Genomic DNA, 24825 nt, shown 5'->3' with positions numbered 1-24825 from the left:
CGTGCGCATTCTCGTGATCGACAACTACGACTCGTTCGTCTTCAACCTGGTGCAATATCTCGGCCAGCTCGGCGCCGAGTGCGAGGTGCGGCGCAACGACGAGATCAGCGTGGCCGACGTCGGCACCTTCGGCGCCGCCGGCATTCTTCTCTCGCCGGGGCCGGGCACGCCGGAACGCGCCGGCATCATGATGGAGGCCATTCGGGCGTACGCCGGGAAGGTGCCCATGTTCGGGGTGTGCCTCGGTCATCAGGCGATCGGGGCCGCGTTCGGCGCGACCGTGACCCGCGCCCCCGAGCTGCTGCACGGCAAGACCTCCGAGGTCCACCACACCGGTGAGGGCGTGCTCGCGGGCCTCCCCGACCCGTTCACCGCGACCCGCTACCACTCGCTGGCCGTCCTCCCCGAGACGCTGCCCGACGAGATCGAGGTGACCGGCCGCACCGAGTCGGGCATCGTGATGGCCATGCGTCACCGCACGCTGTCGATCGAGGGCGTCCAGTTCCACCCCGAGTCGGTGCTCACCGAGGGTGGACACACCATGCTCGCGAACTGGCTGGCCTCCTGCGGCCTGCCCTCGGCGCTGGAAAAGGCGCCGCCGCTCGCCGCCGAGGTCGAGTCCCGGCGGCGCGCGGCGTTCGCTGCGGCGTAGGCCGCTCTCAGTCGTTCTGGCGCACGATCGCGACCGCCTGGTCGATCACTTCACCGCCGCCGGTGCCACCACCGTTGCCACCGGGCGTCTCGGTGTCGGTCGGCGAGGGGTCGCCGCTCGGGTTGGTCGCGTCGACGGCCACCGTGATCGTGACGTCCTCGCCCTTCTCCACCGTCGTGCCGGGCTGCGGGTTCTGCGCCACGACCTTGCCGACCTGGCTCGGATCGGTGGCCGGCACCTCTTTCCGGGAGACGTTGAACGTGCCCGAGCCGGCCTGATCGAGGAGGGCCAGCGCGGTCTCCTCCGACTGCCCGGTCACCTTCGGCATCTTGAGCTGGTTGCCCCTCGAGACGCTCACCAGGATCTCGGTGTTGGGATCGACCTTGTCGCCGGAGTGCTGGACCTTCGTGACGATGCCCACCTGCTGGGAGCTGTTGACGTCCTGGAACTTGGGCTTCAGACCCTTGGCCCGCAGCGCCTGGTCGGCGCTCTCCTTCGTGCCACCGACCAGGTTGTCCGGCACCTCGACCTTCTCGGGCGCGAGGCACAGCTGGTACGACGCCGCCTGATCGGTGGGGATCTGGGTGCCCGCCTGCGGATTCTGGTTGACGACGGTGCCGGTGCAGTCTTCGCCGGTCGTGGGCGCCTCGGGCGTCACGTTCGTCAGCTTCGCCTGGTCGATCAGGTGCTGGGCATCCTCGGCGTTCTTGCCCTTGAGGTTGGGCATCGCCACCGTGGCAGCCTGGGTCTGCGTGCCGCCGTCGTTCGGCTTGTTGCCGTTGCGCGACATCGCCAGCGCGACGCCGAGCACCACCACGACGAGCACACCCAGGCCGGCCAGCACCGCCATCACCCACGACGAGCGCTTCTCGGGCGGCCCGGGGGGCATGCCGCCCGGCACCGGCCGCTGCATGGTGGTGGCGGCCTGCGGCTGCCACTGCCGGGTCGCCTGCTGGCCCAGCGCCATGGTCTCGGCCTGGCTCATCACCGGGGTGGCGAGCACCGGGCGGCCGGAGACGGCGCGCAGCGCGTCGGCGCGCATCTCCTGGGCGCTCTGATACCGGTTCATCGGGTTCTTGGCCAGGGCCTTGAGCACAATCGCGTCGACGTCGCGCGGCACCTCGGGGTTGACGTCGCTGGGCGCCTTCGGGTCTTCCCGGACGTGCTGGTACGCCACGCTGACCGGGCTGTCCCCCACGAACGGCGGGTGGCCCACGAGCAGCTCGAAGAGGACGCAGCCGGCCGCGTACACATCGGACCGTGCGTCGACGGCCTCGCCGCGCGCCTGCTCGGGCGAAAGGTACTGAGCGGTGCCGATCACGGCGCTGGTCTGCGTCATCGTGGTCGCGCCGCTGGCCAGAGCCCGGGCGATGCCGAAATCCATGACCTTGACCTGGCCGTTCTGCGTGATCATCACGTTGCCGGGCTTGATGTCCCGGTGAATGATCCCGTGCCGGTGGCTGAACTCCAGCGCGGCGTCGATGTCGGCGATGATCTCGAGCGCCCGGCGCGGCTGGAGCCGCTGCTCCTGGGCGAGAACCTCCTTGAGGGTTTGCCCGTTGACGAACTCCATGACGATGAACGGCAGCTTCTCGCCGGTCGACGAGATTTCCTCGCCGGTGTCGTAGACGGCGACGATCGCGGGGTGGTTGAGGGCCGCGGAGTTCTGCGCCTCGCGGCGGAAACGCTCCTGGAACGTCGCGTCGCGGGCCAGGTCGGTGCGCAGCATCTTGATGGCCACGTCGCGGCCGAGCCGGAGGTCGCGCCCCCGGTGCACCTCGGCCATGCCGCCGTAGCCCAATAGTTCGCCGACCTGATACCTGCCACCGAGCAGGCGGGCCTGCGCCGTCATAACGTCTGTCGTCCTTCGTTTCGGTTCCAGCCGGGTTTGACGCCCGCCTGTCTGGTTAGACGGTACGACGCCGCCAACGGTTCATTGTCGGCGGTGCCCGTGTGGACGACCGCCGCGGTGACGGTCCGGTCGCTCAGTGCGCTGCTCTTCTGCTTGCCCTGCTTGTAGAGGAACGAGATGACCCCGGCACAGAGCAGGACCAGCAGTGCGAGGACGACGGCCAGAACGATGAGCACCTGCCGGCCGGCCGAGCTCTCGGGCTTGACCGTCGACGCCGGTTGGGCCGGCGCGCCATAGGGCGGCCGGTACGGCTGCACCGGCGGTCCCGAGGGTACCGAGGCGGCTCCGCGCGCCCCCGAGACGGGTCGGGGCACGGGAGGGTATGGCGGGCGGGCACTGCCAGTGACCGGCGAGCCGGGCGCGGCGCCCGAGTGCGGGGCGGCGCCCGAGTGCGGGGCGGCGGCGGCGCCCGAGTGCGGCCGCGCGGCCGGGCTCACCGGGCCTGCGCCGGCCGCCCGCACGGGCTGACCAGCGCCGGCGGGCTGCTGCGCGGTGTTGGACAGCGCCGAGGCGGCCTGGCGGGCGACCGCAGCCATCGTCGAGGCGGACGGCCAGCGCTCCCCGGGGTTCTTGGCCAGGGCACGGTCCACGATGGCGCGCACCGGCGGCGGGATGTCGGCGGGCAGCGGCCGCGGCGCCTCGCGGACGTGCTTCATGGCGATCTCGATCGGCGTGGCGCCGTCGAACGGGCGGTGGCCAGAGAGGCACTGGTAGGCGACCACGCCGAGCGCGTACACGTCGGAGGCCGGCGTGGCGACCTCGCCGGAGGCCTGCTCGGGCGAGATGTACGAGGCGGTGCCGAGCACCGAGCCGGCCACGGTGAGCTGGCCGACCAGCGCCGAGCGGGCGATCCCGAAGTCGGTCAGGACGAGCGTGCCGTTCGGGCGTACGAGAAGATTGCCGGGTTTGACGTCGCGGTGGACGATGCCGTTCGCATGCGCCGCCTGCAACGCGTCGGCGGCCTGCGCCACCAGCGCCATCGTGCGCGCCGGGGTCAGCCGTCCGACCCGGCTGAGCGTGCGGGAGAGGGCGTCGCCCTCGACGTACTCCATGACCAGGAACGCCAGCTGCTGGTCGCTGCCGTAGTCGTAGACGTCGACGACCCCGGGGTGGTTGATCGTGGCCATGGTGCGCGCCTCGCCGCGGAACCGCTCGGCGAAGCCGGGCTCGTCCAGCAGCGCCGGGAGCAGGATCTTGACAGCGACCGTCCGGCCCAGCACCTCGTCGGTGCCGCGCCACACGTCGCCCATCCCGCCGCCCGCGATTCGCTCGTCGAGGCGGTAGCGGCCGCCGAGGGTCACCCCAGGGCTGATCATTCAGTCCCCTCCCCCGGCCGCGGCCTTCATGATGAGCCCGGCGATCCGGGCCGCCTCGGCGCTGGCGTGCCCGCCGGGCACGTTCTCCAGCATGACGCAGACCGCGGAGACCGCCTCGCCCTTGTCGTTGAAGGCGAAGCCGATGAACCAGCCATGCGGGTCGGCGCCGACCGCGTTCTGTGCCGTGCCGGTCTTGCCGCCGACCTCGAAGCCCTTGATCTTGGCCTTGGTGCCGGTGCCGTTCTCGACGACGCTGACCATCATGTCCTTGAGGTCGTTCGAGACGCTCTCGGTGATCGGCGTGCGCAGGGTCGTGGGGTTGGCGCTGTAGATCGTCCGGCGGTCCGGGCCGAGCAGCTTCTGCACCAGGTAGGGCCGCATCTGCTTGCCGCCGTTGGCCACCGTGGCCGCCATCAGCGCGCCCTGCACCGACGTCATCCGCACGTCACGCTGGCCGATCGAGGACTGCGCCAGCGCGCCCTTGTCGACGCTGCCGTCCGGGTTGGCGATGTCGCCGGTACGGCTCGCCGCCACCGGCAGGCCGGTGTTCTCCTTGAGGTTGCCGATCGTGAGCTTGTCGTCCTCGAAGCCGAACGCCTTGGCCATGCCGACGATCTTGTCGCGGCCGAGCTTTACGCCGAGCTTCGCGAAACCGGTGTTGCAGCTCTCGGTCAGCGCCTCCTTGAGGGTGACCTCGCTGCCCGGGCAGACTTCGTCTTCGGCGTTGTGGATGACCGCGCCGCTCTCCTTGTAGGTGGCGCCGGCCGGGATCTCGGTCGACGGGGTGTACCCGTTCGAGAGCGCGGCCGCCGAGTCGATCACCTTGAAGGTCGAGCCGGGCGGCAGCGTCTCCTGCGTGGCCCGGTTGAGCAGCGGCTGGTCCTTGTCCTTGACCAGCTTGTTGTACGCCTCTGCGGCCGCCTTCTCGTCGTGGCTGACCAGCGGGTTCGGGTCGTAGCTGGGCATCGACACCATGGCCTGGATCGCGCCGGTGCGCGGGTCGATCGCCACCGCGGCGCCCTTCGTCACGCCCCGCTCGTTGTTGACCATTTCCTTCCAGGCGGTCTCCTGGGCCTTCGTGCTCAGCGACAGCACGACGTTCCCGCCACCGGTGTCGTTGCCGGTGAACATGTCCTTCACCCGGTCGGCGAAGAGCGTGTCGCTCTCCCCGGAGAGGAAGTCGTTCTCGCTGTTCTCGATGCCCGTGGCGCCGAGGCTGACCGGGCGGTACCCGATCACCGGCGCGTAGACCTCCTTCTTGGGATAGACCCGGAGGTACTTGAGCGTGTCGTCGGTGGCTTTGTTCTCGGCGAGGCCCTTGCCGCCCGCCTCGATCACGCCACGCGGGCGCTCGTACTGGGCGACCACGACCCGGCGGTTGTAGTCGCTGGTGCGGTAGTCGTCGGCCTTGTACGCCTGCACCCAGTTGAGGTTGGCGAACAGGAGGCCGAACAGGACGAGGATGACCACGCCGGCCCGTCGCAGGGGAGCGTTCACGGCTTGATCACCTCCGTCATGGCGCCGTGCAGCTGAGTGGGTGGCTTCTTGGGTCCAGATCCGGGGCGGTCCGAGCTGCCGCCGCTGTTGGCCGGGCCGCGCGCCGCGTTGGAGATCCGCAACAGCATCGCGATCAACAGCCAGTTCGCCATCAGCGACGAGCCGCCCGCCGACAGGAACGGCGTGGTCTGGCCCGTGAGCGGAATGAGTCCGGTGATGCCACCCAGGATGACGAAGACCTGCAAACCCAGGGTGAACGCGAGGCCGCCGGCGACCAGTTTGCCGAACGAATCGCGTACGCCGAGGGCCGCGCGCAGGCCGCGCTCGACGATCAGCAGGTAGCAGACCAGCAGCGCGGCCAGGCCGAACAGCCCGATCTCCTCGCCCATACCGGCGAAGATGAAGTCAGTGCGCACCTCGGGCACGAAGCCCGGCGATCCGCCGCCCGGCCCGGAGCCGAACAACCCGCCGGTGCCCAGCGCCAGCAGACCCTGCACCAACTGGTAGCTGCCGCCGGTGCGGTCGTAGTTGGCCTGCGCGAACGGGTCCAGCCAGATCGACGCGCGGTCGTAGAAGTTGGCGAACGGGCCGCCGACCACGTCGCCCAGCAGGTACGCCGTGTACACGCCGCCGAAGAACAGCAGCAGGCCGATGATCAGCCAACTGACCCGCTCGGTCGCGACGTACAGCGTCACCACGAACAGGCCGAAATACAGCAGAGCGGTGCCCAGGTCTTTCTCGAAGACCAGCACCAGGAGGCTGAGCAGCCAGACCGTGACGACCGGGCCGAGGTCGCGGCCGCGCGGGAAGTCGATGCCGAGGAAGCGCCGGCTCGCCAGCGAGAGCACCTCGCGCTTGCGCACCAGGTAGTAGGCGAAGAACGAGACCAGCGCCAGCTTCGCGAACTCACCGGGCTGGATCGAGAAGGCGCCCAGCTTGATCCACAGCTTCGCGCCGTTGACCTCGGAGAGGCTGCTCGGCAGCACGGCCGGGATCATCACGAGCACGATGCCGACCAGGCCCAGGGTGTACGCGTACCGCGAGACCACTTTGTGATCACGCACGACGATCAGCAGGACGGCGGCCAGGATCAACGCGGCCAGCGTCCACGCCAGCTGGCGCCCGCCCGTGCCGGCGAACACCCCCGGGACCGCCTCCTTGTTCGAGATCGCGCGGGCGATGTCGAGGCGGCGCAGGAAGCTCACGCCCAACCCGTTGATCAACGCAACCGCGGGGATCAACACCGGGTCCGCGTACGGCGCGGTGTAGCGCACCACGAAATGCAGGCCGAGGAAGAGCGCCCCGAGGAGCGCCGCCGGGATCCAGAACGTGGTGTGGATCGTGTCGAACTGGTTCGCCTCGACGGTGGCGGCATAGATCGCCACCAGCACCATCGAGAACGCAAGCAGGCCCAGCTCGGCGTTCCGGTGGGTCTTCATTCCCGGGATACGCGACATCTCACCCGTGGAAGCGGGCGAAGGGGCCGGTACGGCGGGCGCGGTCAAGACATCCCCAGACGTTGTCGAGCGATGGTCAGTTGACTGTCCGGCACCCGTCCGCATCGTCCGCGGAAGGGGCGCTCTCGGAAGCCTGAGCAGACGACGTGCCGGCGAGCGTGCCGGGTGCCGACGAGGTCGTGGTGGCGGGAGCGGTGCCGTTGGCGGCCGGGGGCGTCGGCGTGGCCGAGACACCGGCCGAGGGGGCCGAGCACAGCGGCTTGAGGTTCGGGTTCGACGAGTTCTCGTCGGTGAGCTCGGAGAGCGTCTGCGCGGCGTCCGACCTGTTCTGAGCGTGGATGCCTTGCTTCACCCTCTCTTGCGCGACCACGGTCAGGTCGTCGAGCCGGGCCGGGCTTGTCTCGTTCACGCTGGACAGGTCGAGGCCCGCGATCTGACCCGGCACACCGCGGAAGATCGCGATCTGGCCGGCGTCGGTCGCGCCCACGTAGTACTGGTCCTGCGTGTAGCGGTAGCCCAGCCACAGGCCGCCGCCCAGCACCGCCAGCAGCAGCACCACGAGCAGAGTGGTGCGCACCGGGTGGCCCTTCGGCTCCTGGTCCCGGTCGTACCCGTCGGCCTCCGCCGGCACCGGCTGCGGCGGGCGCGGGGCCTGAAGCGCCGCGGCCCGGGCCGCCGAGGTCGAGGCGTCCGCCACCGTGGTGTTGCCCCGGTCGATGGCGGCCGCGCCACCCACGATCGGCGCCTGCTCCATGATGTCGGTGTCGATCGCGTCCGCGATCACGACGGTGATGTTGTCGGGACCGCCGCCGCGCAGCGCCAGCTGCACGAGCCGCTCGACACACGCCTGCGGGTCGGCGAGCTCGCGCATCGCCTGCTCGATCGTCTCGGCGCTGACGACGCCGGAGAGGCCGTCGCTGCAGATCAGGTAACGGTCGCCGGCGAGCACCTGGCGGACCGAGTACTCGGGGTCGATGTCGCGCCCGTCGAGCGCGCGGGTCAGCAGCGAGCGCTGAGGATGGCTGCTCGCCTCCTCCGGACTCACCCGGCCCTCGTCGACCAGCATCTGGACGTACGTGTCGTCCTTGGTGATCTGGGCGAATTCACCGCGACGCAGCAGGTACGCCCGGCTGTCGCCGATGTGCACCATGCCGAACTTGCTGCCGGAGAAGAGCACCGCGGTCAGCGTGGTGCCCATGCCCTCCAGCTGCGGATTGGCGTCGACGGTGTCCCGCAGATGTTGGTTGGCCTGGCCGACCGCATGGCGAAGCGCGTCGACCAGGGCGTCACCAGGGACGTCCTCGTCGAGCGGCGCCATGGCGGCGATGACGATGTTGGAAGCGACGTCACCGGCGGCCATGCCGCCCATGCCGTCGGCGACAGCAAGAAGCCGCGGCCCGGCGTAGACGGAGTCCTGGTTCAGGTCTCGGATCAGACCGCGGTCGCTCTGAGCGGCATAGCGCAGGGTCAGGGTCATGGCCGTAACTCGAGAGATGTGCGTCCGATCCGGATCGGAACGCCAAGGGGGACGGGAGTGGGTCCGGAGACCTTACCGCGGTCGAGATAGGTCCCGTTCGTCGAGCCGAGATCCTCGACGAACCATTGACCGTCTCGCGGCACGAGCCGGGCGTGCCGTGCCGAGGCGAAGTCGTCGGTGATGACGAGCGTGGAATCTTCCGCCCGACCGATAGTGATCGGAATATCACCCAACGTGATGCGCGTGCCGGCCAGGTTGCCGGCCGTCACCACGAGTTGCCGTGCGGCCTTACCGCGCTTCACCTTCGCCGGCCGGCCCGCAGGCATCGCGCCACCCACCCCCCGAGGGCTGGCGACGATGCTCTTGGACCGGACCCCCGCGAAGAGATCCCGTCGGATAACTCCCACGACCGTGAACACAAAGATCCACAGCAGGATGAGAAAACCGAACCGGGCGACGGTGAGGACGAATTCGGGCAAGGTGCCTAGCCGTCCACTCGGAAGGTCAGCGTCGTGGTGCCCAGCTGGATCATGTCGCCCGGGTTGAGCGCCACGGCGGAAACCCGCTGGCCGTTCACCATCGTGCCGTTCGTCGAGCCCAGGTCGGTCAGCACGACCTGGTTGCCGTCGTAGTCCAGACGGGCGTGGCGCCGCGAGATGCCGACGTCGGGCAGGCGAAGGTTCGCCTGGTCGCCGCGGCCGATCACGGTCGAGCCCATCTGCAACGGGTACGTACGGCCGTCACCGGACACCAGGCCCACACTGCGGCCGTTCGGCCCGCCGTGCTGCTGGTACCCACCCTGGTGCTGGTCGTACGGCGGGTACTGCGGGCCGGCGTCGTACGCCGGCTGTTGCACCGGCGCCACCTCGCCACCCGTGTACACCTCTGCGGTGACACGGAACATGCCCGTGTCCAGGCCCTCACCTCGCTCGATCTCGACGATCACGTCGCCGTAGACAGTCCACGCCTGCTCACCGATGAACTCGGCCTGCGACTGCGCGAGCTCCTGCGCCAGCGCCGCCGCGTACGGCGCCAACCGGCTGTGGTCATAAGGTGAGAGGTCGATCACGTAGCGGTTCGGCACCAGGGTGCGGCCACCGGCGAGAATGGCCTTGTGTGCCTCGGCCTCCCGCTGCATGGCATTCAGAATCTCCACAGGGTGCACGACACCCTTGAACACCTTGGCGAAGGCCCCCTCGACCAGGCCTTCCAATCGCTTCTCAAAGCGCTGCAGCACGCTCACCGGCTCCTCCTCGGCTTCCGAGGACATGATGGTATCCGGCCGCCGCTTGCGCATCTCTAGCTCAAGAGCAGCCGGCACTTCTGACCCTCGTATGACCCCCGCTAACGCCGTGCTACTGTTCCCAGGCGCCGCGGGCGATAACAACTCGCTTGGTGACGTGCGACAGCGTAGTCTGTCGCAGCCAGTAACAAAAAGTTGGCCCTGCGGTCAACTTGCCACGGGGATGTGGCGGAATGGCAGACGCGCACGGTTCAGGTCCGTGTGTCCGAAAGGACGTGGGGGTTCAACTCCCCCCATCCCCACGAGCCTACGGGCCCTCTGCCCGCGGAAAGCGCGGACCGGGGGCCCGTGGCATATCTGCTCAGGGGGCCGAGCCCCCTGAAACCCCGCGTTGCGATGGTGGCCACTCATTGCGATCCGGTCACGCTTCGATCCTTCCGTGTACGGCTACCGTGAGTGCCCGTCGCACAAAAGGGTGCAACTCGCCGAAAACGGTGTAGTGCCCCTTTTTTGGTGGTGGGGGTTGTGATGATCTTTGGGATCGGGGAGGCTGGCGCGACCGCATGGGGCGGTTGGGCTGGTAGTTCGGGGTAGCGCGGGGGGCGTCGCCGAACGGGGGAATGGTGCGGGCCGACTATGCTCGCGGCTGGTCTTCTGGTTTCGGATCCTGGAGTGTCGTTGTTGTGACCGTCGCACGTGCCGGTGTTGGCCAGGGGAAACGCAGCGTCCTCGGCGTTCTTGTGGACGTCACGGATTATCAGGACGCCACTGAGCGGATCATGCAGGCTGCCCGGGACAGGCGGGGGTATGCGGTCACCGCGCTCGCGGTCCATGGGGTCATGACCGGCGTCGAAGACCGGGCCCACAACGCTCGGCTCAACTCGTTTGATCTCGTCACGCCCGACGGGCAGCCGGTGCGGTGGGCGCTCAACCTGGTGCACCACGCGGGGCTCACCGATCGGGTCTACGGACCGACGCTGACGCTCAAGGTCGTCGAGCGCGCCGCCGTCGAGGGCCTTCCTATCTATCTGTATGGGTCTACCGAGCCGACGCTCGCGCGGCTGGTGCCGGCGCTGGAAGAGATGTTTCCGGCGCTGAAGATCGCCGGGGTGGAGGCGTCGAAGTTCCGCAGCTCCCACGAGGGCGAAGCCGTCGAGATCGCCGAGCGGATCAAGGCGTCCGGCGCGCGGATCGTGCTGGTCGGACTCGGATGCCCCCGCCAGGAAGTGTTCACGTACGCGATGCGGCCGTTGCTGGACATGCCGTTGCTCGCGGTGGGTGCCGCGTTCGACTATCACGCTGGGTTGCTGAAGAACCCGCCGGCGTGGATGCAGAAGTACGCCCTCGAGTGGCTGTGGCGTCTCGGACTCGAGCCCAAACGGTTGTGGAAGCGTTACGTACTGCTCAACCCGGCCTACTTGGCCCGGCTCGCGGCGCAGAAGTCCGGACTGTGGAAGGCCACGCCGCCGGCGCCGTCCAGCGAGCCGGTCGAGCAGTTCGCCGTGTGACGCTGTCCACAGAGGAACCTCAGGGCATCCCTTACGGGGACCGAGTGGTGTGAGTCCGGTGATAACCCGGTTTCGTCAAGTTGGGCCCGGGTGGAGGCTGTCGATGTGGACATCGCAGCGGACCTCATTCTCGCCGGCACGCTGGCCGCGGCCTGGCTCGCGGCCGGGCTGGTCGCCGACGCCCTGCCCGGGGCGCGGACGGCGCGCGACCTTCGACGGCGGGCCGGCCACCTGACATGGCTGGTGGCCATCGGCGCGGCGGTGTTCGTGGCGGTGCCGTTGGTCACCTGGATCGTGCCGGGCGTGTCCAACGCGCCGGCGGCGGCACTGCTCCCGGCCGTACCGGGGCTGGTCGTGCTGACCGTCGGCGTTCGTCGCCTCGGTCAGGTGCGCCGCGGTGCGGGGGCCTTCACGACCGCGCCGCAGACGCCCGCTCCGCCGGCCCTGCGCGCGGCTGCCGCACACCCGCTCATTCTCGTTCCGATGCAGGCCACCGGCCTTGCCGCCCTGGTCGGGCTGCCGATCGCGGCGGGCCTGATAGAGGTGCCGGGCGCCGACGTGGCCGGTATCGCGATCACCGTGGTGGGCGCCGCCGTCGTGGCGATCGGCGTGCGCGCCGCGGTGCGTCACAGCCGGCTGAGCCTGCTCGCCCTGGCCCCGATCGGCCGCGGCCGTCCGCGGGTGCCCGTCTCCCGATAAGCGCTAGTTCTTCTTGGCTTCCTGCACGTAGAGGAGCTCGAGGATCGAGCGGGCCGCCTCGAACCACCGGTCCAGCCAGTCCGACGGCGGCAGCGATCCGCGCGACGGCAGCTCGAGCAGCAAGCCCCGCAGCAGCGGGTGATCGGCCATCGACTGCGAGCCCGAGTCCGGCCACCCCGACGACGGAAAGACCGGCTCGGCCAGGCCCTGCAGATCGAGGGAAGGCAGCTTGGGCGCCCGGTCGAGCGCACCGGTCGGCTCGATGCTGTGCGACCGGCCCGGCGAGCGGGTCGGCAAGCCGGAGCTGCTCGCCCGCGACATCAGCTCGGTGTCGCCGCTCTCAGTGGACAGCTCCGCGCGCCTGTTCTGCCGGTACGCGCTCACCCCGCCGCTGAACCGGTCCTGTGCCGTCGTGGAGCCGTTGCTGAGGTTCTCGGAACCAATGGTCATATGTCTGCCTTGCCTCGCTCGGAGATGTCCCGGCCGTCAGCGCGGACCGGACGGCGCTTGTGCCGTTCAACGAGGCGAGCAGGAAAATGACTACGGCCGGCCGATCCGCACGCCGCGGACAGGCCGGCCGTTGTTCGACATATGGCGAGGTCAGAGGTCGAACTCGCCGTCCTTCGCACCGCCCACGAACGCATCCCACTCCGCGGCCGTGAAGATCAATGCCGGGCCGTCGGGGTTCTTGGAGTCGCGGACCACGATGGCCTCGTCGACGAACGCCACCTCGACGCAGTTGTCCGAGTTGGGACCGCTGCGCGTGCTCTTGAACCACTGTGCCCGGCTCAGATCGAACCGGAAACCCTTCGCTTCGACTTCCACAATGGCTCCTCTACCAGCATTTCAATCATCTCGATGGACTCCTCCGGGGGGAGGGCCGACGACCGGATGGCGTCGAAGAGGGGGACGTACTTGCCGAGCTCCTCGGACTTCTCCAGAAACAGTCCGCCGGTCGCGTTGTCGATGAACACCACATCCGCGTCTCCCTCCTCCTCGAACTCGAGAATCACGAACGAGCCATCCATGCCGGCATGAGCACCGGCCGCAAACGGCAGGATCTGCAAGGTGACGTTCGGCAGGCGGGCCGCCTCGATCAATTTCGCCAATTGATCAAGCATGACCGCGTCACCGCCGACCGGCCGGCTCAGCACCGCTTCATCGAGCACCACCCGAAGATCGATCGGATCGTCCTGAATCAATAACGCCTGTCTTTGCATCCGGACACGGACCCGCTGCTCGATTTCTTGATCTGTGTCATCCAGACGGGCACCACGAATCAGGGCAATTGCATACTCTTCGCTCTGGAGCAATCCCGGAACGACCTGCTGTTCATATGCCCCGATCGAGCGGGCCGCAGTCTCGAGCCCCACGTATGCGCCGGTCAGAACGGTGGAGTATGGGTGCCACCACCCCTTTTGTCGCGCCTCACGGGCGATTTGGACCAGCTCCGCCGTGATCGAGTCTTCTACGCCGTATATGTCCAATATGTGCTGAACGTCGCTGGGGGCAGCACTGGTATGTCCCGTCTCAATTCTGGACACTTTGGACGGCGAACATCCGAGCCGATCGGCCACGACGTCGATCGTGATGCCCGCGTCCTCCCGATGCCGGCGCAACTCGACCCCGAGACGGCGCCGGCGAATGGTGGGACTCCGGCGCTGATTCACATCTTCAGTCTCTCTGTCGATCATTTAATCGTTCAAGACAGCGCGTGCGACAAGACCAACAATCACGGAAGGCGTACATGCAACTTGCATCGACACGCCTCGTGGTGCAATCTTTTCGGTATGGCCCGCGTCACTACGCACCCTCGAGTGAGGCGGCCGAGTCCGGCCCGACACGCCGAAACGGCATCGTCCACGGGGGTCCGGCAAACCGATCGTCCAGGGTGGACTGATCCACTCTACGACGTTGGCGAGATCGGCGACGGTAACGTTCCGCAACGCTTTTGGCGATTGGCATTGCCATGAGCTTGCAATGGTGTTTCGACCGGGCACACTTAGTGCTTCCGTGTCAAGGTTGACCGCGCGACAAAGTTCCAGGGCAGGAGACGACGTGTTACCTCGGTCCGGTGATGTCATACACGTGACGAAGGCAGCGAGCGTCCAATTCGCGGCGCCGATGCTCTTCCGGGTCATCCGGGTCCACGACTGGCCGACGTACGAGGGCTGGATCTGGCTCGACGGCTACGAGTTGAACACGGCGGGCGACGCGGTCGAGCGGCGCTCCATCTTCGTCCAGGTCAGTGGCTTGCGGGCGGTCGGCAAAGCCCCCGACCCGCGGGCGCGCAACGGACGCCAGCCCGGCATGGTCTCCGGGACGATCCCCACTCGGGCCCGCACCAACCGTTAGCCGGTGGCCGTCGCGGTCGTCGTCGGCGTGGCGGTGACGGGACCCTCTTGCGCGACCACGATGGTGATTCTCGTGTCCGGTGGTACCTCTTGCCCCTCCGCCGGATCACTGTCGATCACCGTTCCGGGCGCCGCCGTGTTGGTCACGTAGAGCACCCGATACCGCAACCCCATGCGGTTCAGCGCCGCCCGTGCGTCCGCCAGCGGCAGACCCTTCAGCGCCGGCACCGTCACCGAGGTCGTGGGCTGTTGTGTCGTGGCCGTCGTGGTCGGAACGGTGGTCGTCGGCGCCGTCGACAGGGCTGTGCTCGGTGCCGTCGAGGGCGGCGGGTTGGTCGTCGCCACCACGGTCGAGGGCGTCGTCGCCGGCGTCTGCTCGTCGCCCGCGTTCTGCACGATCACATAGATCGCCCAGGCCAGCACGCCGAGCAGGATCAGCACGATGATCCCGGCGACGATCGGCATCCACCACCGGTCGCGCTGTCCGGGCGCCGCCGCGGGCCCGTCCGACCAGTCGGTGTCGTAGATCGTCTGCCCCGGTCGCGGCGAGCGCACCTCGGCCCGCCCCGACCACACCGGCTTGGCCCGGCTGGACGCCCAGTCGTCATCCTCGGCGGCAGACGAAGCAGCCGGCGCGACCCGAGTGGCATCGTCACCCGGCGAGGAAGCCGGCGAAGCGGCCGGCGCGACTCGAGTGGCATCGTCGTCGCGTGCCGGTGCGACATCGGCGTCGTCGTCGGCGAGCGTGTCGTCGAGCCGCTTTCCGGGAATGGTCGAGTCGTCCACGGGCGGGACGCGCCGCGTCTCGTCGCTCTCGTCGGACATGGTCGCTCCTCCGCGATCGTCACCCGCCCGGTCAACGTATCCAATCTTGCGGGACGTGTGTCAACCGCACTCCCGTTGAGACCACCGCCGATGGATTAGCAGGTATAGGCAGTGACCGCTACAGTGCCCCGCATGGCCGACAAGGGCTGGACAGCACGGGTGGCCACCGCGGCCGGAGTAGCCGCAGGCACGGGTGCCGCGCAACTTGGTCTGGGTTACGGCCTGGGCGTGATCGTCTGGCCGGTCACGGTGACCCAGGACCGGAGCGAGTGGCTGGGCAGCCTCGGCTGGGCGACATGGATCACCGCGAGCGCAACGGTCTTCGGCGCGGTCATCGCGAGCCGGCTCGGCGGGGCGCAAGCTCCGCGGCTCACCTGGCCCTGGCGGGTGGCTTTCGCGGCCTCCGCGGGGGTAGGGGCCCTGGTGGCCGTCGCGCTGATCGCGCTTCCGGCCCGTTCCGCCGTACGCCTCGACGCGCACTCGCCCCAGATGATCGCCGCGAGCTATGCCCTGCTCGGCGTGGTCCTCGGCGTGATAGTCGCCTACTGGGCGGTGTGGTCGCGCCCGGTCGCCGCAAACCTGATCGCCACCGCGGCCTGGCTGTGGGCGCTGGCCATCACCGCGATCATCGTGGAGCTCACCCTCAACCGCGACAGCGCCACCTACCTGACGAGCTGGCAGTTCGCCGAGCCCACCACGGTCGCCCGCTACGGCGTGATCTCCTGGCCCAGCGCCCTGCTCACGCTCAGCGCCGCCTTCCTGATCGGCGTCATCGCCGTGATCCCCGCAGTCCGCCGCGGCGACCTTGGCCTGGGCGCCGCCACATCGGGCGCGGTCGGCCCGCTGCTGGTGGCCGTCTCCTTCCTGGCCCTCTCCCCCCGCCTGACCGGCACCCCCGCCGCGATCGAGTCGGCCTACCTGATCGCCCCCTACGCGGTCCTGGCCGGCCTGGCCGGCTCCGCTCTGGCGGTCACCGCCGGAAAGTCCATGGCCACCCGCGCCTCGACCACCGTGTCCGAGCCGGGCGGCGAGCCGGCCGCCCACGACCAGGACGCTGCCGACCCAGACGCAGCCGACGAGCCCGAAAGGCCCGCGACCGGCACGGCCGCGGTCCCCGCACCCACACCTCGACCGGCCGAGCCCGCCGCCTCGCCGCGCCCGCGACCCACCGCGACCCCGGCCCCCGCTCCGCGTCCGGCGCCGACGCCGTCGTCACCCCCCAAGCCCGACCCGAAGCCGGCCAACTCGTCGGCGCGTACCCCCAACGCGCTCACCGATCCGCCCAAGGCGCCGCAGCCGATCACCGCCCCGCCGAAGGCCCCCGACCCGGTGGCCGGCCACCCGGGCGCCCAGCCCGCCGCCGCCGACCCCGAGATCGCCGAGGCCGCCCGCGCCGGCCGCCCCCGCGCCAAGAAGGCAGCAAAGCCCGCCGAGCCCGCCGACCCCAAGTCGACCGTTACGCCGCCTCCGGCCACCCCTACGGTCGCCCAGATCAACCCCAAGCCGACAAGTTAGATTCGCGTACCACCCGAGCTCAGTCGGTCGGCCAGGTGTGCACGGGCTCGTTGCTCTGCTGCAGTGCCCAGTACCGCATCAACATGTCGTGGAGCGCCGCCTGCCGGCTCAGGCCGCGTCGCAGCTCGGCCGTGCAGACCGCCTCGGTCTGCCAGGCCGCGCCGTTGCGGGCCACGCGGCAGCGTTCCTCGATGATGCCGAGCAGGCGATCCCGGTGGGTGGGATCGACGCCGAGGCGGTCCAGACCGCGATACGCCTTCGGCAGCAGAACCGCGCGGACCAGGTCGGTCACCGGCACTTCGCCGAGCGACGGCCAGTTCATGGTCGCGGTGATGCCGTCGCGGGCGCCGCGATGGAAGTTGTCCTCGGCGGCGGCGAACGGCAGCTGCGACCAGATCGGCCGCTCCTCCTCGGCCAGCTGCCGCACCAGTCCGAAGTAGAAGGCCGCGTTGGCCAGCAGGTCGACGACCGTGGGCCCGGACGGCAGCACGCGATTTTCCACGCGTAGGTGCGGCTGACCGTCCATCACGTCGTAGACCGGGCGGTTCCAGCGATAGACCGTGCCGTTGTGCAGGCGCAGCTCACCCAGGTGGGGCACGCCGCCCTCGGCGAGGATCCGATTCGGGTCCTCGTCAGTCATGATCGGCAGCAGCGGCGGAAAATAGCGGACGTTCTCCTCGAACAGGTCGAACACCGAGGTGATCCATCGCTCGCCGAACCAGACCCGCGGGCGTACGCCTTGGGCCTTGAGCTCGTCGGGGCGCACGTCGGTGGCCTGCTCGAACAGGGCGATCCTGGTCTCGGCCCAGAGCCGCCGGCCGTGGAAGTACGGCGAGTTGGCCCCGATCGCCACCTGCACGCCGGCGACCGCCTGGGAGGCGTTCCAGTGTCGGGCGAACCGGTCGGGCGGCACCTGGAGGTGGAATTGCACGCTCGTGCACGCGGCCTCGGGGGCGATCGAGTCGCTGGCGCTCTGCAGCCGCTCGACGCCGCGGATATCCAGATGGAACTGCTCGCCTCGCGCGCCGACCATCTCGTCGTTGAGCAGGCGATACCGGTGGTTGGCCGATAGGTTGGCGAGCACCAGGTCGCCGGGCGACAGGGTGGGCAGCATGCCGATCAACACGATCCCGCTGTCGGCCTTGGCGGCACGGTCGGCGGCCCGGCGCAGGCTCTCGAGGATCTCCCGCTCGTACGCCCCGAAGCCGTCGCCCCCGATGAGCCGCGGCGGCGCGTTGAGCTCGAGGTTGAACTGCCCCAGCTCGCTCTGGAACGTCGGGTCCGCGAGGTAGCCCAGCACCTCGGCGTTGCGCATGGCGGGCCGGCCGGCGTCGTCGACGAGATTGAGCTCGATCTCCAGACCCGTCATGCCGTCGGTGGTCGCGAAAGCGTCGTCGTCGAGCAGCTGCGCGAGCACATCGAGACAGCGGCGCACCTTGTGCCGGTACGTAACTCGGTCCTCGGCAGCAAAGGCGATGGTTGAGAGATCCTTGCCCACGTACCCTCCCGGCACCGCCAGGGACGAAACGGACTTTCGATCACCACCCTGTGAGCGAACATGTGCGCTCGGTCCACCTTGCCATCCCTGACCGAATGAACGCCAGACGCCATCGAGCCGCCGTCCGGATGCTGGACGGCGGCTCGATTGTGGACAGTGTTGCGACCTTGACCAGGGAAAGGTCAGTCCTGGCGGATGGCCTCGCCCTCGATCTCGATCTTGACCTTCTTGCCGACCATGACGCCGCCCGACTCGAGGGCCATGTTCCAGGTCAGGCCCCAGTCCTCGCGGTCGATCTCGGTGTGGGCGCTGAAGGCGAAGATGGCCTTGCCATACCCGTTGACTGCGGCGCCCTCGAACTCGACAACCAGCTCGACCGGCTTGGTGACGCCCTTGATGGTGAGCTCGCCGTCGAGGACGAACTCGGCGCCGGCGTGCGACTTGATGCCGGTGCTGCGGAACTCGATGGTCGGGTACTTCTCGGCCTCGAAGAAGTCGCCGCTGCGCAGGTGGTTGTCGCGGTCGACCTGGCCGGTCTCGATGCTGGCCGCGGTGATCGACGCGGTCACCGAGGACAGCAGCGGGTCACCGCCGATGGTGATCGTGGCGGTCGCCTCGGCGAAATGGCCACGAACCTTGGCAATCATGAGGTGCTTTGCCACGAAGCCGACCCGCTTGTGTGCGGCGTCGAGCACGTAGGTGCCAGCGGCCGGGATCTGCAGACCCTCGAACGGGCGGGTGCTGGCGACGGACTCGGTCATGACTTCATCCTTCTTTCAAGCATTCGGGTGGGTCGTTTGCGTGACGTAACAACTATAGACTGCGCAACATTCCGCTTGTCAAGCGACTGAGGTAACATGAGCCTGTGAGTACCGACCTGGATGACCCCCGCTTCACCGCGGTCGGCCTGTTCGCCGAGGCGTACACCGGTCTGACCGCTCGCTTCGCCGCGCAATTCGAGGAGCACCGCCTTTCCGCCGTCGAGTTCGAGGTGCTCATGCGCCTCGCCCGCTCGCCCGGCCGCCGCCTTCGGATGACCGACCTCGCTGGTCAAACCTCCCTCTCGACCAGCGGCGTGACCCGCGTGGTCGACCGGATGGACCGTGACGGCCTGGTCCGCCGCGAGGCCTGTCCCAGCGACCGCCGCAGCTCGTACGCGGTGATCACCGAGGGCGGCCGCGAGCGCCTGGACGCCGTTCTCCCCGGCCATCTTGCTCTCGTGCAGGAGTGGTTCATCGGGCAGCTCACCCCCGAGCAGCTGGCGGGCACGCTCGAGTCCCTCCGGACGATCCGCGACGCCGTGAATCCGTGCGCCACGGCCGGCAGCGGCGAGCGGTCCGTCGAGGCGGCCTGAGGGGCTCCCGCTTCACCCCATCACGTTCCGCGGGCAGAGATTGCCAAACCGGCAGAAGTACCGGCAGAACCTGCGGTCCACGGGCTTAAACGGACATATCGCCCGGAAAGCGGGACGCTCGCGGCTACTGTGATCAGCGCAAGGGGGATGCGGCGCGACCATGGCGACTACGGGGCTAACGGGGGAGCCATCGTTCTCGCCGCGTTACTGGTGGGGCGTTGCGACGGCCGGCGCGTGGGGGGCACGAACGCCGGTCGTCCACGCCACACCTCCTAGGTCGTCCCCAGGCGTTCCCTCTCTCGCGGCAGCAGGGTGATTCCGCCGGCCTCGCACAATTCCGTCAGCCGACGGGCCGTGGCTGCCCTCTCCTGCAGGTTGGGTGTGCTGACGATCAGGCCGACCAGCGCCTCCACCAGATCTCGCCGGTCGTGCGCGCCCTCGTAGGCCTCGGCCGCCCGCGCGAAACACTCGGCCGCGTGCTTCTGCTCGCCCTGCCGCAGCGCGATCGCCGCCTCGACCACCGCGGCCGGCCCGTCCGGGGGTAGCTCGTCGGGCAGCCGCAGGCGTTCCAGCACCTCGAGCGCCTCGTCGACCCGCCCCAGCTCGGCCAGCGCCAGCCCGATCGTGGCGCGCAGCCGCCGCCGATGGTTGGGGTCGCCGACCCGCTCGAGCTCGGGCATCGCCCCGCGCCCCAGCGCCTCGGCCTCCTGCGGCCGCCCTTCCAGACGCGCCACCTCGGCGAGGTTGGCCATCGCGAGCGCACGCAGCCTCTCCTCGCCGCACTGGCTGGCCAGATCGTCGACCGCGGCGAGCCGGCGACGGGCCGCGGCCAGGTCGCCCTCGCGAATCTCGTGCCAGGTCAGGTTGTTCTCCGCAACGGCCATGTCGCGGGTCTTGTTGTTGCGGCGGGCCAGGGCCAGCGACGCCTCGCCGTGGCGCCGGGCCGCGTCGTAGCCGCCGGTGGCCATGAACAGGCCGGCCAGCTGGGTGTGCGCGGCGAGCTGCCCGCCGACCGAGCCGAGCCGCTCGAAGTCGGTCACCGCCGCGGTCGCCGAGCCGACCTCTTCCGCGCCCGCGCCGTGCTCGAGGGCCAGCTGGGCGAGCCCGACCTTGGCCCACGCCCGGGTGGACGGGTCGGCGTCGGCGGTGCGCGGGTCGTCGAGCAGCCGCCGCAGCCACTGCCGGCCGCTGACGTCCCGCCCGCGGAACCGCCACCAGCGCGGCAGCGCGGCCGCGAGGCGCAGCGCGGTGTGCGGGTCTTCGCGGGCCGCGAAGGCGAGCGCCGTGCCGACGTCGCCGGCCACGTCGTCGAGCCGGCTCGCGGCCTCGGCCAGCTTGGTGCCGATCAGGTCGGGCGCGATCTGCTGCGCGAGGTCGGCGAGGACCACCGCGTGCCGGCGCCGCGCCTCGGTCACCTCGCCCTCGGCGGCCGCACGCTCGGCCGCGTAGTCGCGCACGAACTCGAGCAACCGGAACCGGACCGTCCGGCTGCCACGCACGCTGACCAGGCCCAGCTCGAGCAGCCGGTCGAGCAGGTGTACGACGTCGGCGCCGTCGGTCTGCGCGCCCTCGGTGATCTGCTCGGCGAGCGCCAGCGACCACCGATAGCGGAACATGGCGAGCAGCCGCAGCGCCCGCTGTTCGCCGGGATTGAGCAGGTTGTAGCTGGCGGCGACCGCGTGGCGCAGCGAGACGGCGCCGCCGCCGGGCCGGTCGAGGTCGAGGACGCGGTCGCCGTACCGGTCGAGGATCTCGGGGATGGTGAGCACGCGCCCGCGCGCCGCCGCGAGCTCGATGGCGAGCGGGAGCCCGCCGAGGCGGCGGACCAGATCGGCCAGCGGCGCGATCTCGTCGGGCTCGGGCTGGGTGCGGCGTACCCGGCTGAGACGTTCCAGGAACAGGCCCACAGCCGGGTACGCCGAGACGGCCGCCAGCGAGTTCGGCGTCTCGACCGGCGGCGCGACCAGTGGCGCCAGGGGCCAGACCCGCTCGGCGGGCAGCCCGACCGGGTGCCTGCCGGTCGCCAGGAAGCGCAGCGACGGCATGCGGTCGAGCAGCCGGCCGACCATCTCGGCCACGGCCTCGGGCGATCGCTCGACCGCGTCGATGAACAGCAACGCCGCCCGGCTGGCGAAGCGTCCACCCAGGTCGTCGGGGTGGCCCACCTCGAACGCGGCCGCGACGCTGCCGAGCATCTCGCCGACCGACGAGCCATCGGTGATCACGATGCCCGCGACGCCGCCCGGGTAGGCCCCCGCGACCCGGTGCGAGACCACCACGGCGAGGCTGGTCTTGCCGACGCCGGCGATGCCGACCAGCGTGACGCCGCGCGGGCCGTCGGCCGCGCCGAGCCGGGAGACCAGCTCGGCGACGTCGTCGTCGCGGCCGATCAGCTCGGCGGTCGGCGGGATCTTGAGGAACGACGTGGGCGGCAGCGGCTCGTCGGACATCTGGCCACGGGCGGCGGCGAGAAACACGTCCCGATCGGCGCCGGAAAGGCCGAGCGCGGCCGCGAGCAGCTCGACGGTCGTGCGCTGCGGGCGGGAGGCGCGGCCGCGCTCGAGGTCGCGGACCGTCCGCACTCCGATCGCGGCGCGGGCGGCCAGCTCCTCCTGGGTGAGCTTGGCGCGCAGCCGGTGCCGGCGCAGCACGACGTCGAAGCCTGAGCCGCTCTGGCCCGCTTCCGACTGTGCCATGGTGCGAACCTATGCACGTTCGCCCATAGCGGCGAGCGCACATCCAACGATGTCGGAAAGCGGACCAAAACCTGGCCCTTATATAGGAGATATGTCCAGATCAGAGGCCCAGCCCGCGCGCGATCAACATGCGCTGGACCTCGGACGTTCCCTCGCCGACCTCGAGAATCTTGGCGTCCCGGTAGAAGCGGCCGACCGCCGACTCGTTCATGAAGCCGTACCCGCCGTGCACCTGGGTGGCGTAGCGGCTGTTCTCCATGGCGGCGTTGCTGGCGTTCAGCTTGGCGATCGCCGCGTACCGCTTGAAGTCGTCGCCGGCGAGCATCCGGGACGCGGCGTCGTAGTAGCCGAGGCGCGCGGTGTGCGCCCGCATCTCCATGTCGGCGATCATGAACTGGACGGCCTGGTAGTTGCCGATCGGGCGGCCGAACGCGCTGCGCTCGCCGGCGTACTTCACCGACTCGTCGACGCAGCCCTGCGCGAGACCGACGGCGAGCGCCGCGATCGCGATCCGGCCCTCGTCGAGGATCTGCAGGAATTGGGCGAAGCCACGGCCGCGCGCGCCGAGCAGGTTTCCGGCCGGAACGCGTACGTCGTCGAAGGACAGCTCGTGCGTGTCCGAGGCGCACCAGCCGACCTTGGAGTAGCCGGGCGCCACCGTGAGGCCGGCGGTGCCGGCCGGCACGATGATCGTGGAGAGCTCCTTGGAGCCGTCGGGGTTGGTGCCGGTCGCCGCCATCACGGTGATCAGCAGGGTGATGTCGGTGCCGGAGTTCGTGATGAACGCCTTGCTGCCGTTGATCACCCACTCGTTCGTCGACTCGTCGAGCTCGGCGCGGGTGGCGATCGCGGCGGCGTCGGTGCCCGAGCCCGGCTCGGTGAGCCCGAACGCGGCCAGCCCTTCGCCGCTGGTCAGCCGAGGCAGCCACCGCTCCTTCTGCTCGGGGGTGCCGAACCGGTAGATCGGCGTGGCGCCCAGCGAGACCCCGGCCTCCAGGGTCACCGCGAGCGAGCTGTCCACTCTGGCCAGTTCCTCGAGCGCGATGCAGAGGGTGAAGTAGTCGCCGCCCATGCCCCCGTGCTCTTCCGGGAAAGGCAGCCCGAACAGACCCATCTTGCCCATGCGCCGTACCAGATCGTAGGGAAAAGTCTTGTTCTCGTAGTGGTCGGCGATGACCGGCGCGACCTGCTCACGGGCGAAGTCCCGCACGGTCGCGCGCAGCGCCTCCTGCTCCTCGTTGAGCCGGAAGTCCACCATGTCCATACTCCTGTCAGACGGGCGTGACGCCGTGTCGGCGCCGCGAGAAGCCGCGGTCCTTGCCGCGGGCGGCGGCGAGTCGGCGGATGATTTCGGTACGCAGGTCGGCCGGCTCGACGACCGTGTCGATCACAAGCTCGCTGGCCAGCCGCATGATGTCGATGTCGCGCTCGTACTCGGCGCGGCGCTCGGCGACGAAGGCGGCCCGCGCATCGGGGTCGTCGATCGCCGCGATCTTGTTGGCGTAGACGGCGTTGACCGCGGCCTCCGCGCCCATCACCGCGATCTTGGCGGTGGGCAGGGCGATCGTGGCGTCCGGGTCGAAGCCGGGCCCGGCCATCGCGTACAGGCCGGCGCCGTACGCCTTGCGGACCACCACGCAGATCTTGGGAACCGTGGCCTCGGAGACCGCAGTGATCATCTTGGCGCCGTGCCGGATGATGCCCTGCTTCTCGACGGCCGAGCCGACCATGAAGCCGGGCACGTCGGAGAGGAAGATCAGCGGCACGTTGAACGCGTCGCAGAGCTGGATGAAGCGGGTCGCCTTGTCGGCCGAGTCGACGAACAGCACGCCGCCCTTGAACATCGAGTTGTTGCCGAGGACGCCGACGACCTCGCCGTTCATCCGGGCGAACCCGACCGTGAGCTCTTTCGCCCACAGGGCTTGGATCTCGAAGAACGAACCCTCGTCGACCAGGCCCTTGACGTACCGGCGCATGTCGAAAGCCTGACGCTCGCTTGCCGGAACCAGAGCCGCCAGATCGACGCCCGCCGGCTCCTTCGCCTGCGCCACAGGCGGAGTGTTCCGCCAGTTGGACGGCAGATACGACAGATACGTACGGACGGTGTCGAGCGCCTCCTGCTCGGTCTTGCGGAGGAAGTGACCGACGCCGGACTCGGCGCAGTGCACGCGCGCGCCGCCCATCGCCTCGAGCGTGGTCTTCTCCCCGGTGACCATCTCGACCATGCGGTCCGAGCCGAGGTACATGCTGGCGTTGCCCTCGACCATGACGACCACGTCGCAGAAGGCCGGGATGTACGCCCCACCGGCCGCGGATGGGCCGAACAGCGCGCACACCTGCGGGATCGATCCCGAGGCCCGCACCTGAGTATGGAAGATCTTGCCGGCGCCGCGACGGCCCGGGAAGAGGTCGACCTGGTCGGTGATCCGGGCGCCGGCCGAGTCGACCAGGTAGATCATCGGAGCGCCGTTCGCATAGGCGCGCTCGATGCTTCTGATGATCTTTTCGACCGTGCGGGCGCCCCAGGAGCCGGCCTTGACCGTGGAGTCGTTGGCCATGAGGCAGACGTCGCGGCCGTCGACGCGGGCCGTTCCGGTGATCACGCCGTCGGCGGGCAGGCCGTCGGCGAGACTGTTGGCGTAGAGGCCGTCCTCGACGAAGGAGCCCTCATCGACCAGCAGGGCGACCCGTTCGCGGGCGAACAGTTTGCCCTTGGCCGCGTTGGCCGCGTGGTATCGCTCGGCCCCGCCGCCCAGCACGCGCTTGCGGACCTGCGCAAGCGCCTCCTCGTCGATGGTCACTCCGCACCCTCTCGTCGGGCC

At 69.7% G+C, this 24825-nt stretch carries 22 protein-coding genes and 1 tRNA gene; 7 read left to right on the top strand and 16 right to left on the bottom strand.

Features of this window, described 5'->3' with window-relative positions; translation table 11 throughout:
• Position 1 precedes the first annotated feature (1 nt).
• Positions 2-652 (top strand): aminodeoxychorismate/anthranilate synthase component II, encoded by a 651-nt coding sequence (locus ACIA5D_RS24715; protein WP_396032634.1) that lies wholly within the window; start codon positions 2-4, stop codon positions 650-652.
• Between the two features lie 7 nt (positions 653-659).
• Here the strand turns inward: ACIA5D_RS24715 and pknB are convergent, their stop codons facing one another.
• The 7 genes from pknB to ACIA5D_RS24680 form a co-directional block, all read right to left on the bottom strand.
• Positions 660-2504, bottom strand: coding sequence for a Stk1 family PASTA domain-containing Ser/Thr kinase (pknB, locus tag ACIA5D_RS24710; RefSeq protein WP_396032513.1), 1845 nt, complete (start codon positions 2502-2504; stop codon positions 660-662).
• A complete protein-coding gene (locus tag ACIA5D_RS24705; protein WP_396032512.1) occupies positions 2501-3880 on the bottom strand; it encodes a protein kinase in 1380 nt (459 codons plus the stop codon). The genes pknB and ACIA5D_RS24705 overlap by 4 nt, the downstream gene beginning before the upstream one ends.
• Positions 3881-5377 (bottom strand): peptidoglycan D,D-transpeptidase FtsI family protein, encoded by a 1497-nt coding sequence (locus ACIA5D_RS24700; protein ID WP_396032511.1) that lies wholly within the window; start codon positions 5375-5377, stop codon positions 3881-3883.
• Positions 5374-6834: an FtsW/RodA/SpoVE family cell cycle protein gene (locus ACIA5D_RS24695; RefSeq protein ID WP_396032510.1), complete on the bottom strand. Its 1461-nt coding sequence runs from the start codon at positions 6832-6834 to the stop codon at positions 5374-5376. Before ACIA5D_RS24695 ends, ACIA5D_RS24700 begins: the two co-directional genes overlap by 4 nt.
• A 76-nt stretch (positions 6835-6910) precedes the next feature.
• A complete protein-coding gene (locus ACIA5D_RS24690) occupies positions 6911-8311 on the bottom strand; it encodes a PP2C family protein-serine/threonine phosphatase (RefSeq protein ID WP_396032509.1) in 1401 nt (466 codons plus the stop codon).
• Positions 8308-8790, bottom strand: a complete 483-nt coding sequence (locus tag ACIA5D_RS24685; RefSeq protein WP_360419898.1) for an FHA domain-containing protein — start codon at positions 8788-8790, stop codon at positions 8308-8310. The genes ACIA5D_RS24690 and ACIA5D_RS24685 overlap by 4 nt, the downstream gene beginning before the upstream one ends.
• Before the next feature lie 5 nt (positions 8791-8795).
• Positions 8796-9581, bottom strand: a complete 786-nt coding sequence (locus ACIA5D_RS24680; protein ID WP_203732792.1) for a DUF3662 and FHA domain-containing protein — start codon at positions 9579-9581, stop codon at positions 8796-8798.
• Between the two features lie 192 nt (positions 9582-9773).
• Between ACIA5D_RS24680 and ACIA5D_RS24675 the strand changes: the two genes are divergently transcribed.
• The 3 genes from ACIA5D_RS24675 to ACIA5D_RS24665 all read left to right on the top strand — a co-directional run bounded on the left by ACIA5D_RS24675 (position 9774) and on the right by ACIA5D_RS24665 (position 11761).
• A tRNA-Leu gene (locus tag ACIA5D_RS24675) sits at positions 9774-9856 on the top strand.
• Positions 9857-10294: 438 nt separating this feature from the next.
• Positions 10295-11062, top strand: coding sequence for a WecB/TagA/CpsF family glycosyltransferase (locus tag ACIA5D_RS24670; protein ID WP_396032633.1), 768 nt, complete (start codon positions 10295-10297; stop codon positions 11060-11062).
• Positions 11063-11167: 105 nt separating this feature from the next.
• Entirely contained in the window at positions 11168-11761 is a 594-nt protein-coding gene (locus ACIA5D_RS24665) for a hypothetical protein (RefSeq protein ID WP_396032508.1), read from the top strand.
• A gap of 3 nt (positions 11762-11764) precedes the next feature.
• Here the strand turns inward: ACIA5D_RS24665 and ACIA5D_RS24660 are convergent, their stop codons facing one another.
• From ACIA5D_RS24660 to ACIA5D_RS24650, 3 genes are all read right to left on the bottom strand, one after another.
• Entirely contained in the window at positions 11765-12211 is a 447-nt protein-coding gene (locus ACIA5D_RS24660) for a hypothetical protein (protein ID WP_396032507.1), read from the bottom strand.
• A 150-nt stretch (positions 12212-12361) separates the two neighbouring features.
• The gene (locus ACIA5D_RS24655; RefSeq protein ID WP_396032506.1) at positions 12362-12586 is read right to left on the bottom strand and encodes a DUF397 domain-containing protein; all 225 of its coding nucleotides are present in this window, start codon (positions 12584-12586) and stop codon (positions 12362-12364) included.
• A complete protein-coding gene (locus ACIA5D_RS24650) occupies positions 12550-13431 on the bottom strand; it encodes a helix-turn-helix domain-containing protein (protein ID WP_396032632.1) in 882 nt (293 codons plus the stop codon). The genes ACIA5D_RS24655 and ACIA5D_RS24650 overlap by 37 nt, the downstream gene beginning before the upstream one ends.
• A 388-nt stretch (positions 13432-13819) precedes the next feature.
• Here ACIA5D_RS24650 and ACIA5D_RS24645 point away from each other — a divergent pair, with 388 nt between their 5' ends.
• Positions 13820-14116, top strand: coding sequence for a hypothetical protein (locus ACIA5D_RS24645; RefSeq protein ID WP_396032505.1), 297 nt, complete (start codon positions 13820-13822; stop codon positions 14114-14116).
• Here the strand turns inward: ACIA5D_RS24645 and ACIA5D_RS24640 are convergent.
• Positions 14113-14940: a PASTA domain-containing protein gene (locus tag ACIA5D_RS24640; RefSeq protein WP_396032504.1), complete on the bottom strand. Its 828-nt coding sequence runs from the start codon at positions 14938-14940 to the stop codon at positions 14113-14115. The two genes, ACIA5D_RS24645 and ACIA5D_RS24640, sit on opposite strands and share 4 nt — an antisense overlap.
• Before the next feature lie 132 nt (positions 14941-15072).
• On the opposite strand from ACIA5D_RS24640, the gene ACIA5D_RS24635 reads away from it, so the two are divergent.
• On the top strand, positions 15073-16455 hold the full coding sequence (locus tag ACIA5D_RS24635) for a Hansenula MRAKII killer toxin-resistant protein 1 (RefSeq protein WP_396032503.1): 1383 nt from the start codon (positions 15073-15075) through the stop codon (positions 16453-16455).
• 19 nt (positions 16456-16474) lie between these two features.
• Here the strand turns inward: ACIA5D_RS24635 and ACIA5D_RS24630 are convergent, their stop codons facing one another.
• Together ACIA5D_RS24630 and ACIA5D_RS24625 are read right to left on the bottom strand one after the other, a co-directional pair.
• Positions 16475-17953 carry a glutamate--cysteine ligase gene (locus ACIA5D_RS24630; RefSeq protein ID WP_396032502.1) on the bottom strand — a complete coding sequence of 493 codons (1479 nt, stop codon included), beginning with the start codon at positions 17951-17953 and terminating at the stop codon, positions 16475-16477.
• 182 nt (positions 17954-18135) lie between these two features.
• Positions 18136-18714, bottom strand: coding sequence for a YceI family protein (locus tag ACIA5D_RS24625; RefSeq protein ID WP_396032501.1), 579 nt, complete (start codon positions 18712-18714; stop codon positions 18136-18138).
• A gap of 104 nt (positions 18715-18818) precedes the next feature.
• On the opposite strand from ACIA5D_RS24625, the gene ACIA5D_RS24620 reads away from it, so the two are divergent.
• Positions 18819-19307: a MarR family winged helix-turn-helix transcriptional regulator gene (locus tag ACIA5D_RS24620; RefSeq protein ID WP_396032500.1), complete on the top strand. Its 489-nt coding sequence runs from the start codon at positions 18819-18821 to the stop codon at positions 19305-19307.
• A gap of 272 nt (positions 19308-19579) precedes the next feature.
• On the opposite strand, the gene ACIA5D_RS24615 is transcribed toward ACIA5D_RS24620, so the two are convergent.
• The 3 genes from ACIA5D_RS24615 to ACIA5D_RS24605 all read right to left on the bottom strand — a co-directional run bounded on the left by ACIA5D_RS24615 (position 19580) and on the right by ACIA5D_RS24605 (position 24804).
• Entirely contained in the window at positions 19580-22003 is a 2424-nt protein-coding gene (locus ACIA5D_RS24615) for an ATP-binding protein (protein ID WP_396032499.1), read from the bottom strand.
• Positions 22004-22103: 100 nt separating this feature from the next.
• On the bottom strand, positions 22104-23258 hold the full coding sequence (locus ACIA5D_RS24610) for an acyl-CoA dehydrogenase family protein (protein WP_396032631.1): 1155 nt from the start codon (positions 23256-23258) through the stop codon (positions 22104-22106).
• Between the two features lie 16 nt (positions 23259-23274).
• The gene (locus ACIA5D_RS24605; RefSeq protein ID WP_396032498.1) at positions 23275-24804 is read right to left on the bottom strand and encodes an acyl-CoA carboxylase subunit beta; all 1530 of its coding nucleotides are present in this window, start codon (positions 24802-24804) and stop codon (positions 23275-23277) included.
• Positions 24805-24825 lie beyond the last annotated feature (21 nt).

It is taken from the genome of Actinoplanes sp. NPDC051513, from assembly GCF_044454685.1.
Taxonomy (GTDB): domain Bacteria; phylum Actinomycetota; class Actinomycetes; order Mycobacteriales; family Micromonosporaceae; genus Actinoplanes.
Note: the sequence above shows the minus strand (reverse complement) of the source record. Positions and strands in the feature narration are given on the sequence as shown.

Bases quoted from the DNA above. Each gene is read 5' to 3' on its own strand.
- ACIA5D_RS24660 (WP_396032507.1), bottom strand. From the start codon at position 12,211: ATGACCATTGGTTCCGAGAACCTCAGCAACGGCTCCACGACGGCACAG.
- ACIA5D_RS24635 (WP_396032503.1), top strand. From the start codon at position 15,073: ATGGCCGACAAGGGCTGGACAGCACGGGTGGCCACCGCGGCCGGAGTA.
- ACIA5D_RS24640 (WP_396032504.1), bottom strand. From the start codon at position 14,940: ATGTCCGACGAGAGCGACGAGACGCGGCGCGTCCCGCCCGTGGACGAC.
- ACIA5D_RS24690 (WP_396032509.1), bottom strand. From the start codon at position 8,311: ATGACCCTGACCCTGCGCTATGCCGCTCAGAGCGACCGCGGTCTGATC.
- ACIA5D_RS24695 (WP_396032510.1), bottom strand. From the start codon at position 6,834: ATGTCGCGTATCCCGGGAATGAAGACCCACCGGAACGCCGAGCTGGGC.
- ACIA5D_RS24615 (WP_396032499.1), bottom strand. From the start codon at position 22,003: ATGGCACAGTCGGAAGCGGGCCAGAGCGGCTCAGGCTTCGACGTCGTG.
- ACIA5D_RS24680 (WP_203732792.1), bottom strand. From the start codon at position 9,581: ATGTCCTCGGAAGCCGAGGAGGAGCCGGTGAGCGTGCTGCAGCGCTTT.
- ACIA5D_RS24625 (WP_396032501.1), bottom strand. From the start codon at position 18,714: ATGACCGAGTCCGTCGCCAGCACCCGCCCGTTCGAGGGTCTGCAGATC.
- pknB (WP_396032513.1), bottom strand. From the start codon at position 2,504: ATGACGGCGCAGGCCCGCCTGCTCGGTGGCAGGTATCAGGTCGGCGAA.
- ACIA5D_RS24705 (WP_396032512.1), bottom strand. From the start codon at position 3,880: ATGATCAGCCCTGGGGTGACCCTCGGCGGCCGCTACCGCCTCGACGAG.